Source organism: Protofrankia sp. Cr1, assembly GCF_963555865.1.
Classification (GTDB): domain Bacteria; phylum Actinomycetota; class Actinomycetes; order Frankiales; family Frankiaceae; genus Protofrankia.
This window is the reverse complement of record NZ_CAUVXO010000258.1, coordinates 1-6,972: the sequence shown is the minus strand read 5'-3', so window position 1 is coordinate 6,972 and position 6,972 is coordinate 1. Positions and strand designations below refer to the sequence as shown.

Below are 6,972 nucleotides of genomic sequence, written 5' to 3'. Positions count from 1 at the left end.
CGTGCAGGGTGAACCGTTCGCGGTGGTCTGTCGGATCAAGCCCGCACACGTCGGCCGCCTTACGAAGCCGGTAACGGACCGTGTTGGGATGCAGGTAGAGCGCGCGCGCCGTGGCCTCCAGCGAGGCGCCGAAGTCGAGGTAGGCACCGGCCGTCGCCAGCAGCGGCGCTCCGGCTTCGCGCAGCGGAATGTAGACCTCATCCACCAGCGCACGGCGTGCGCCGGTATCGCCGGCCAGGGCACGTTCGGGTAGGAGCGCCTGCGCCGTCACCGGCCGGGGCGCGGCCGGCCAGGCCGCGACCACGTCGGCGGCGGCCAGCGCCGCGTGCGCAGAGGATGCGGCGGCGGCCAGATCGGCGGCGACCGGGCCGATGACGACCGGACCCGGTCCACATGCGGGCAGCAGGGCTTCGGCGGCATTGAGCAGGGCGCGCTGGGCCTGGCCGCCGCCGCGGACCGACCGCGACGCCTGGTCGCCGGCGAAGTCGCCACCGACTATGACCACCAGGCGTTCGTGGTGGACACCGGTGAGCACCTCCAGCCCCGCTCCGCGTCCGAGACGGTGGACCTCGTCGACGACGACCTCGGGGGAGTGGTCCGGGGCGTCCCCGATGATCACTGCGACCGCCGGCGGGTTGCGCCATCCCAGCGCCGCCGCGCGCGAGGGCAGCGCCCGCTCGACCTCGCCCCGCACGACATGGTCGACGACGAGCGCCTCCAGCCGGGCATCCCAGGCGCCGCGCTCCTCAGCCGCGCGGGCGTAGACGACCGCACCGGCGAAGGCGATGTCACGGGAGTAGCGCAGCACATCGGCCAGCAGCCGCTGCTCGTGGTCGGGGCCGGCAAGGGCTGGCACCTCGGCTTCGATCGCCTCGACCGCCACCCGGACGAGGTCGACCAGGCGGCGGAAGGTGACCGCTCGGACGAGATCACGGGGGGCGACCCGGAAGACGTCCCCGGACAGCTCTCGGGCGTGTTCGGGCCGCCGGCACCACTCCACGAAGGAGGAGATCCCCGCCTGTACCACCATCTGGATGTCAGCCCGGTGGCGCGCCGACATGTTCGAAAACCAGGGCAGGACATCGTGCATGCGCACCACGGCCCGGCTCGCCAGCATGCCGCTGGACCGTTCGATCCGCCGGATGACCTCCTCGGCCGCGGTGGGAGCGCCCGCTTGCTCGGGCAGGGCTCCGGCGGCCACGCCCGTGGCTGAAGGAGCGTCGTTGCCCGTCGTCGGCCGCGTCACCGCTCACCACCGTCGAACATGTCTCCTCCATCATCACGCCGCAGTCGGCCGTCCATCAACGATCCGGGGCCTTCGGCATGATGGAACCACGGCTGCCGGAACACGGTGGGACCGCGCGATCGTGCGCATTGCCGGTGGGCTAGAACTGGTCGTTGAAACGGCTGGCCCAGTTGTGGACGTTCGCGACGTACGCCCGGGTCTCGCTGAAGTCGGGGACTCCACCGGCGTCCCGGACGGCCCGCGGCCCTGCGTTGTAGGCGGCGAGGATCAATGACACGCGGTCGCCGGGCAGCTTCTGGACGAGGTCGGCGAGATGGGCCTCATAGCGCGCGGCGGACGGGATGGCGTCCGCGGGATCCAGCGGATTCGCCTTGCCGTCGGCGTTGCCGTCGACGCCGAACTGCCGCCAGGTCTCGGGCAGGAACTGCATGAGGCCCTGCGCCCCGGCGCTGGACACCGCCAGGCGGTTGAACTTGCTCTCCACCCGTGCCTGACCCGCGAGCTGCGCAGCGGTGAGCACACCGTAGACGGCTGCGGCCTCCTGGAAGAGGGGGATCAGATCGGGCGGGACCCGAGCCGATGATCGGGATGTGGTACCGCCGCAGCCGGCCAGCACCGTCGCCGTCACGACCGTGACCATGAACAGAGTGAGCGTGGCGGTCCGGGGTAACAGCGCCCGCCGGGTCGTGCCGCGCACCCGGGTCCACGATTTCCACTGAGCGTTCACCCGCCCATTCTCCTGCGTCGGATGATCATATGTGTGGATCCGCTCAATCTCCCGGCCTCCCGCGTGCCGACACCGTTGTCCAGTGCGGAGGTGAAGCGATGACGGTCTCATGCATCGCAGCCGGCTGCCCGATGACTCGCGGGACAGATGATTCCAACTGGACACCTTTCGACGCCGCTGTGGATGCATGTGCTGTGATATTACTAAGGGAGATACAGTAGAAGCTAGGAGTGACGTTATTGGCATTTTGGCGAGGTCCCGGCTAGCCCTCGACGGTGGACGACCAGTTCGTGACCGGCCGTATCCATCATGGCCCGTCTTCCGTCCCGATGAGATCGCCGCGGTGACGGCCACCATGCGCCGGGGTGAGGTCACCTACTGGACGGGCCGCGAAGGACGGCGATTCGAGCGTGAGTTCGCCGACGCCGTGGGCGCTTGTCATGGGCTGGCGGTGGCCAACGGCACCGTTGCGCTGGAGATCGCTCTGCGGGTCGTCGGGATCGGGCCGGGCGACGAGGTGGTGGTGCCGGCGCGATCGGCCATCGCGTTGGTCAGCTGCGTTGCCGCACTCGGCGCCCGGCCGGTCTTCGCCGATGTCGACGGCGAGTCGCAGACGATCACCGTTGACTGCGTCCGCCGGGTTCTGACCGAGCGAACCCGTGCCGTTGTCGCCGTTCACCTCGCCGGTTGGCCGGTGGACGTCGATGCGCTGCGGGACCTGGCCGCAACCCACGGTCTTGTCGTCATCGAAGACTGCACTCAGGCACACGGCGCCACGCTGCGTGGTCGACCGGTCGGAACCCTGGGCGATATCAGCGTGTGGTCATTCGGCTGTGACAGTATTCTCAGCACCGCTGGTGAAGGCGGCATGGTCACCACCGACGACGCGGCGTACTACCGGGCCGCCTGGTCCTACACCGACCATGGCAGACGGTTCACGGTGATGGACGCGGGCCCCGGGCCGGATCCGGACGACCTGGCGGGATATGATCGCTGCGGTCCGGGCATCGTCCACGACAGCTTCGGAACCAATGCCCGCATGCACGAACTGGCTGCGGCGGTAGGCCGGACCGGGCTTGCGCACCTACCGGAGATGGTCGAGCGGCGCCGGGACAACGCCATGCTGCTCGCCCTTCGGCTACGCGACGTCGCGGCATTGCGGCTGCCCGCACCGCCCCCGCACGTCGGCCACGCCTACTACCGCTGGTACGCGTTTGTTCGGGCTGACCTGCTTGGTGGCGGCTGGAGTCGGGACCGGGTCGTGGCGGCCGTGCGGGCGGAGGGAATCCCCTGCTTCGCCGGTTGCCGCGGGGAGGTCTACCAGGAGGCGGCCGTGCCGCAGCGGTGGCAGCCCGCGGCCCCCCTGCCGGTGGCCGGGGAACTGGGCCGCACCGCGATCGCCCTCCTCGTGCATCCGACCCTCGACCCGTCCGACATCTCCGACGCCTCCGATGCGCTTATCAAGGTCATGTCGGTGGCGGCCCCAGGGTAGTTCGCGTATCAGCGTTCGTTGGCGACCGCGGTGGGCGCGTTGTCGGGTCGGGGTTGAGTGGGGATGACAGCCGCCAGCCGCGGCTGGCGATCGAGGTCCTCGCAGCGGGCGAGCACACGCAGCGCTGCCCTGGTGCTCTCCGGCGCTCCCCACGGGTCGAGATCGAGGATGTGCCGCCGTTCGACCGGTGGCGCTGACACGTAGGAGATCAAGGGGTGATGGCGGCGGATGTCGTGTTCATCGTCGTCGAAGAGTTCCTCGTGCAGCTTTTCGCCGGCGCTGAGCCCGGTGTAGACCACCTCGACGGGGCGCGGCGCCCGGGTCGCCAGCCGCCTGGCGACATCGGCGATCCGCACGGGTTGGCCCATGTCGAGCACCAGAATGTCGCCGTTTCCACCTAGCGCTCCGGCCTGGATGACCAGTTCCACGGCTTCCTCGACGGTCATGAAGTAGCGGGTGACATCCGGATGCGTGACCGTGAGCGGACCACCGGCTGCCAGTTGGCTGGCGAAGACCCTCAGTACGGAGCCCTGGCTGCCCAGGACGTTGCCGAACCTGACGCTCACGAGCACCCCGCGTGCATGCTGGGCGACATGGGCGGTCAGGCGTTCGGTGATCCGCTTGGAGTAGCCCAGGACGCTCGTCGGGTTCGCGGCCTTGTCGGTCGAGATGTTGACGAACCGTTCGACGCCGACGGACACCGCGGCGTCGAGGATCGCAAGCGTCCCCCAGACGTTGGTCTTGACCGACTCGCCGGGAAAGCGTTCCAACAGTGGCAGGTGTTTGAGCGCGGCGGCGTGGAAGACCACCTGCGGCCGGTGCTGCTCGAACAGCATGTCGACGGCCTGGACATCCCGAATGTCGCACAGCACGACGGCTTCGTCGTCGGCGATCGGCTGGCCGTGGATGGACAGCTGGACGGCCCGCAGGGCTGACTCGTCGCGGTCGAGCATGATCAGCTTGTCGGGGTGGTAGCGGTGGATCTGGCGGCACAGTTCGGAACCGATCGAGCCGCCGGCTCCGGTGACCAGAACCCGCTTGCCGGTGAGATAGCCCGCAACCGAGGAGACGTCGGTCTGGATCTGGCAACGTCCCAGCAGATCGCTGAGGTCGAGGTCGCGGATGTCGCGCACGTCGACGCGGCCGTCGATGAGATCCACCACCCGCGGGAGCACCTTGACGGTGAGGCCGGCGTCCTCGGCGACCATGGTGATCTCCCGTAGCAGCGTGCCGTCGGCGCTCGGGATGGCCACCAGGAGGGTGTGCGCACCGGTCTGGGCGGCGACCGTGGCAATGGCGTCACGCCCACCGCGTACCCGGACACCGCCCAGGGCCAGGTTCCAGGTTCGGGGATCGTCATCGAGCAGTGCCACCGGCAGGTACGGGCTGTCCGGCGTGTGCAGCATCGAGGCCAACACGCGGTCGGCTCCCTCACCCGTGCCGAAGACGATGATCGGCTCGGTGTCGGGGCGGTGCCGGCGCCGGCTGCGTTGCTCGGCCAGCCGCCACAGGTAGCGGACGCCGAACATCCCGACCAGCCCCACGGCGCCGGCAAGGGGAAGGACCCCGAGCGGCAGTGGGCCGTGCCGGCCGATGGTCGCCTCGACGATGACGATCCCGACCGTGGTGAGCCCGACCGAACAGGTCAGGGCGAGTACCTCGTCGAAACCACCGAACCGGTATCGCCCGAGGTAGAGGTGCAGGGCTGTTCCGGTGAAGTACAACAGGCAGGACGCGAGAAACGCGATCACCCAGAACTCGACGTCGGCCACGGGTGACTGGCCGAACCGGGCAAGGTAGGCCGCGCCCAGACCGAGCGACAGACATGCCGCGTCGACGCCGATCTGTAGACCGACGCGCCAGCGCAGGTCCAGCAGGGAGAGCCGGGCCACAGCCCGCCACCATCGGACTCCTCGACTGGCGACAACCCTTTGCTTCTTCATGGATCCACAGAGTAATAACTACTGATGGTAAGTGTGTGGATGCGAAACGAGTATGTTGGTCGCGCAGCGTGGTGCTGCGATAACTAGGATGCTTTGCCCGGAGAGGACAGGTCTGTTGGTGGAACTTCGGGATTATGTCAGAGCGCTCCGCCGGAGTTGGCCGCTTCTGCTGGTCTGCGTCATGCTTGGTGTACTGGTCGCCGCGGCCGTCACATGGCGGGAGACGAAGGTCTACGCCGCCACCGAGACCCTGGTGGTGTCGTCGAACGGCGGCGACAGCGCGGCATCGGCCTACCAGGGCGGCCTGCTGTCCCAGCAGCGGGTGAAGTCCTATGTCGATCTCGTGGCCAGCGACCGCATCGCCGCGGGGGTCATCGCAAAGCTCGGACTTGACCTCTCGCCACAGGTCCTGCAGGCTCATATCAAGGCCACCGCCGTCCCCGACACGGTGTTGTTGCAGACTGTCGTGACCGACGGCGATGCCCGGCGTGCCCAGATGATCGCGACGGCGGTCGGTGAGGTGTTCTCCGACGCCGTCGCGGAGATCGAGACGGCGGCTCCGGGCAGTCCGCCGTCGGTGCGGGTGAGCGTCTGGGAGAATGCGAAGCTGCCGACCGCACCCGTGGCGCCCAGGCCCGCCCGTGCCATTTCGCTCGGCGCTGTGCTGGGCCTGCTCGTAAGCATCGGTGCGGCCGTGGCCCGTCAGAGGCTTGACACGAGCGTGCGGACCGAGTCCGACGTCGCCGCGGCGACCGGCCTGGCGACCCTCGGTGCGGTCGCTCTGGACCCCGCGGGTGCCCGGTATCCGCTCATCGGGGCGCTGGACGCACAGTCCGCGCGGTCGGAGGGATTTCGTCAACTTCGGACGAACCTGCGGTTCGTCGACGTGGACACACCGCCTCGCGTCATCCTGGTCGCCAGCTCGATGTCCGGGGAGGGCAAGACGGCGACCACCTGTAACCTGGCGATCACCCTTGCCCAGGCCGGGGCCAGGGTGGCCCTGGTCGAGGCGGACCTGCGCAGACCGTCGTTCGGGGAGTACCTCGGGATCGAGACGGCCGCCGGTCTCACGTCTGTGCTGATCGGTGCCGCTGACCTCGACGACGTGCTTGTGCCGTGGGGCGACGACGGCGGCCGCCTGGAGGTCCTGCCCAGCGGGCCGTTGCCTCCCAACCCCAGCGAGCTGCTCGGATCCCGCAACATGGGCGACGTGCTGGGCGAGTTGTCCCGGCGCTTCGACATTGTGCTCATCGACGCTCCGCCGGTGCTTCCGGTCACCGATGCGGCCGTGCTCGCCGCGCAGGTCGATGGCACCCTGCTGGTCGTCCGCAGTGGTAAGACCCGGCGTGAGCAGCTGACCCGGGCCAGCGATGTCCTACGGACGGTGGATGCACGGATACTGGGAGCGGTACTCAACATGATTCCCGCCAGGGAACTGGACGCCATGACCTACGGCTATCCGTCGTACAGCGGGTACTTCCAGATCAGGATGGGGCTGGGGCGGCGGCACGGCCACGACGGCGCTGCCAGCCAGGGCGCGGTCGATCCGCTGCCAGCCACGGCC

5 protein-coding genes are annotated in these 6,972 nt (G+C 69.0%); 2 read left to right on the top strand and 3 right to left on the bottom strand.

Annotated elements, in window-relative coordinates; all coding sequences use genetic code 11:
• A partial coding sequence (locus U9980_RS18225; protein WP_416210314.1) for a PucR family transcriptional regulator occupies positions 1-1,246 on the bottom strand: 1,246 nt, incomplete at its 3' end.
• A gap of 139 nt (positions 1,247-1,385) precedes the next feature.
• The gene (locus tag U9980_RS18220) at positions 1,386-1,886 is read right to left on the bottom strand and encodes a lytic transglycosylase domain-containing protein (protein WP_322769018.1); all 501 of its coding nucleotides are present in this window, start codon (positions 1,884-1,886) and stop codon (positions 1,386-1,388) included.
• Between the two features lie 274 nt (positions 1,887-2,160).
• On the opposite strand from U9980_RS18220, the gene U9980_RS18215 reads away from it, so the two are divergent.
• Positions 2,161-3,465: a DegT/DnrJ/EryC1/StrS family aminotransferase gene (locus U9980_RS18215; RefSeq protein ID WP_416210313.1), complete on the top strand. Its 1,305-nt coding sequence runs from the start codon at positions 2,161-2,163 to the stop codon at positions 3,463-3,465.
• Positions 3,466-3,473: 8 nt separating this feature from the next.
• Here the strand turns inward: U9980_RS18215 and U9980_RS18210 are convergent, their stop codons facing one another.
• Complete coding sequence (locus U9980_RS18210) at positions 3,474-5,408, bottom strand: nucleoside-diphosphate sugar epimerase/dehydratase (RefSeq protein WP_322769017.1); 1,935 nt, start codon at positions 5,406-5,408, stop codon at positions 3,474-3,476.
• A gap of 118 nt (positions 5,409-5,526) precedes the next feature.
• Between U9980_RS18210 and U9980_RS18205 the strand changes: the two genes are divergently transcribed.
• Positions 5,527-6,972 (top strand): polysaccharide biosynthesis tyrosine autokinase (locus U9980_RS18205; protein WP_322769016.1); only part of this gene is annotated, 1,446 nt, incomplete at its 3' end.